Below are 3,505 nucleotides of genomic sequence, written 5' to 3'. Positions count from 1 at the left end.
GTATTTTCTGCATAGTAAGTCTGTTGTTCTTTTTGACAGTAATTTACGTTGGTCATCGCTTCTGTTTCTCTAGCTTTGCTGATCATATTTAACATTGAGCTGAAAGAGATGGAAGCTAATATCCCTAGAATTATGATAACTACTAAAAGTTCGATGAGAGTGAATCCTGAAGTTTTTGATTGATGATGTTTGTAAGATTTATCTATCAAAAGTATGAGATATTTATTCATAACAACAATGTCTATTTAGGGTTTGCTGAAAAAGTATGCATGGTATGGTTAGGAGTCAGGAGTCAGGAGACAGGAGACAGGAGAAATGGGAACGAGGGAGGAGGTAGGAGTAAGAATTTTAAGAGTGATTTTTCTGCCATACTCTGGCCTAAAATACTAACTTTTTGAGGGTTTTAGACTGAAACAGGCGCACTTTTTAAAGGCCCCAAAAAAGATAAAGTCTTTATATTTCAATGCTTTTAGATTTAATCAGCAAGCCCTATTTATCAAAAAATCAGTGAGCTTGATGATTGATAATTACTCACTGAATTTAATTAGAAAAATTTAGTTAGGCTCTTCTTATTACCATCATTTCCAGTATCTATGGTAGTAGTTTGTTTCCATATTTATCAAAAAATCAGTGAGCTTGATGATTGATAATTACTCACTGAATTTAATTAGAAAAATTTAGTTAGGCTCTTCTTATTACCACCATCTCCAGTATCTATGGTAGCAGTTTGTTTCCCAATGAGCGGTTCCCCACCAACTAGCAGGTTTACCATATACTGTGCCATTTTTACGGGGATATTTCCACCTACAAATATCGCTACGATTCCAAGGAGGAGAGGACAAACCTATCCTTCCTATAGACCTCCAATATCGAGCATTATCGCTCATAGTTGCTCGCCCTAAATAGTCTGTTTTCCACCACCCAAATGCTGATGCAGGTTTAGCTGTAGAGACTAATATGCTACTACAAACTGCCATAACTAAAGGAATGGCTTTCATAAAATTTTGCGGTTTTTTCATCAACAAATAACTCCTATTTTTTTGTTCCTGCTATTGGAAAAAATATCTGTATAAATAAACAGATAATCAAATTTAATCAGTGGTAAATTAAGCTTTATTTATTAATACTTATTTTTGCCTATATTTGAAAAAAATAAAATAATAAAAAGTAATAATTTATCAACAAAAATAAAAATAATTGTGTCAGATAATGTCAGATTGTGTCAGAAAAATCAAGAAAATCAATAAAAAGTATGATAAAATTGAGAGATTACTAAATGACGATAGTGATTGTCAAATATCAAAAATTTTTCTTGAGTAATAACGCTGAAAAGCAAGACTTCATATCTCCGAAAAAATAATGGATATTCAAGAAGTATTGAGCTTTGTTGATGAATTGGTTTTTACCAAAACAGGGAAGCATTTATCTAACTTACAGGTTGCAATCTTACGGGAAGTTTGGCAGGGTCAAAAATATTTTGAAATAGCTGAAGAGAATTATTGTAGTGAAGGATATGTCAGAAATTTGGCATCTGAACTTTGGCAGATTTTATCAAATGCTATGGCAGAAAATGTTAATAGAACTAATTTTCGTTCGGTAATGGAGAGGAAACAATCATTGATTGTCTCCTCTAATTTTTTTGGTAGTGTGGGTAATGATTTGATAATTAGTAATGTGAATGTTTGTAGGGATATCTCATCAGATATATCATCGCCCTCTAAATCAGATAAACTCCAACAAAATTTAAGCACTGCACCAGATTTAGTTAAGTTAAGCGATCGCCAAAAAGAAATTGCTAATTTAGAAAAATGGATATTGCGGGAAGGTTGTCGTTTGATAGCTATTTTAGGTAATTCTGGAATTGGTAAAACTGCCCTAGCTTGTTACTTATTACAAAAAATCAAAACTAACTTTGATGTAGTAATTTGGCTTGACCTAAACTTATCTCCACCTTTAGAAAACACCTTAAAAAGTTTAATATTATCAACTGGCAATCAAACAGAAGATCGACTACCCTCGACTTTAGGGGAGAAGCTATCAATTTTATTGTCAAATCTGCAAAAAAAACGCTGTTTAATTGTGCTAGATGACGTACAAACTTTACTTAGGGAAAAACAACTAGCTGGAAATTATCAGTCAGAATACAGAAGCTATAAAAAATTCTTTAAACTAATTGGTGAAACAGTTCACAAAAGTTGCTTTATTATCAACAGTTGGGAATCTCCGCAAGAAATTATCACCTTAGCTGGAAAAAATTCCCCCGTTAGTCTTTTCCCACTAAAACCTTTAGGTTTAGGAGCTTCAGAAATTCTCAGAGAAAACAAATTATTAGATGAGTCGGAATGGGAAAAGTTAATCAATATCTATCAAGGAAACCCTCTATGGTTAAAAATTGCTGTTAATACAATTCAAGAAATTTTTGGCGGACGAGTAGGAGAATTTTTCAAATACGAACAACTATATATAAGTGAAGAATTAGCAATAATTTTAGAAAAGCATTGGCAGCGTTTGTCGGAAATAGAACAAAAAGTTATTACTTGCCTAAGTCAGAAAATGGAACCTCTTTCTATCGCTCAATTGTTAACAGACAGTCAATTATCAGCCCAGGAATTATTTAATGCTATAAAATCTTTAGGGCGACGTTTTTTAATAGAAACTAAAATGCAAGAACAAGAAACATTATTTTCAGTTTTGCCAATTTTCAGACAATATGTAATATCCAATTTTGAGGATTTGGAAAAGTTACATTAGATTTGACTGAAGCTCACAGAAAAATTTATCTATAATTTTCAGAAAGATTCAGATACAGAGATTTTTTCATCCTAATGAAAGTAGAGGGAAAAAAACATTATTTTCAGTTTTGCCAATTTTCAGACAAGATGTAATATCTACTTCTGAGGATGCGGAAAAATCACATATTTGTGAGACTGAAGCTGAGAGAAAAGTTGATCTATAAATTGGCAGAAAGAGTCAGATAGAGAATCATCAACTATTCTGCCAAATTAGGCAAGATACAAATAAAGTTGATAAGTAATAACTGAGTTATTATATTTATACAGAGATTTTTTAATCCCAACGACAGTGGAGAAATAACAAATCCTATTTTCAGTTCTGCCAATTTTCAGACAATATTTAATATCCACTGCTGAGGATTCGGAAAAGTTACCTTAGGTTTGACTGAAGCTCACAGAAAAATTTATCTATAATTGGCACAAAGATTCAGAGAGAGAATCATCAAATATTTTGCCAAATTTTGATAAGTAATAACTAAGTTATGATATCTATACAGAGATTTTTTAATCTCAACGAAAGTGGAGAAATAACAAACCCTATTTTCAGTTCTGCCAATTTTCAGACAATATTTAATATCCACTGCTGAAGATTCGGAAAAGTTACATTAGATTTGACTGAAGCTCACAGAAAAATTTATCTATAATTGGCAGAAAGATTCACAGAGAGAATCATCAAATATTTTGCCAAATTAGGCAAGATACAAAAAATTTAA

The 3,505-nt window shown here is 31.9% G+C and carries 3 protein-coding genes; 1 reads left to right on the top strand and 2 read right to left on the bottom strand.

Going from position 1 to position 3,505, the window contains the following annotated elements:
* Positions 1-230: type IV pilin protein (locus tag F6K22_RS36035; RefSeq protein WP_293109419.1), on the bottom strand; the 230-nt coding region annotated here is incomplete at its 3' end.
* Positions 231-695: 465 nt separating this feature from the next.
* Positions 696-998, bottom strand: a complete 303-nt coding sequence (locus F6K22_RS36030) for a hypothetical protein (protein WP_293109417.1) — start codon at positions 996-998, stop codon at positions 696-698.
* Between the two features lie 361 nt (positions 999-1,359).
* On the opposite strand from F6K22_RS36030, the gene F6K22_RS36025 reads away from it, so the two are divergent.
* Complete coding sequence (locus tag F6K22_RS36025; protein WP_293109415.1) at positions 1,360-2,751, top strand: helix-turn-helix domain-containing protein; 1,392 nt, start codon at positions 1,360-1,362, stop codon at positions 2,749-2,751.
* The last annotated feature ends 754 nt before the right edge of the window (positions 2,752-3,505 follow it).

Origin of the sequence: Okeania sp. SIO2F4 (genome assembly GCF_010672385.1) — a bacterium.
Taxonomy (GTDB): Bacteria; Cyanobacteriota; Cyanobacteriia; order Cyanobacteriales; family Microcoleaceae; genus Trichodesmium.
Note: the sequence above shows the minus strand (reverse complement) of the source record. Positions and strands in the feature narration are given on the sequence as shown.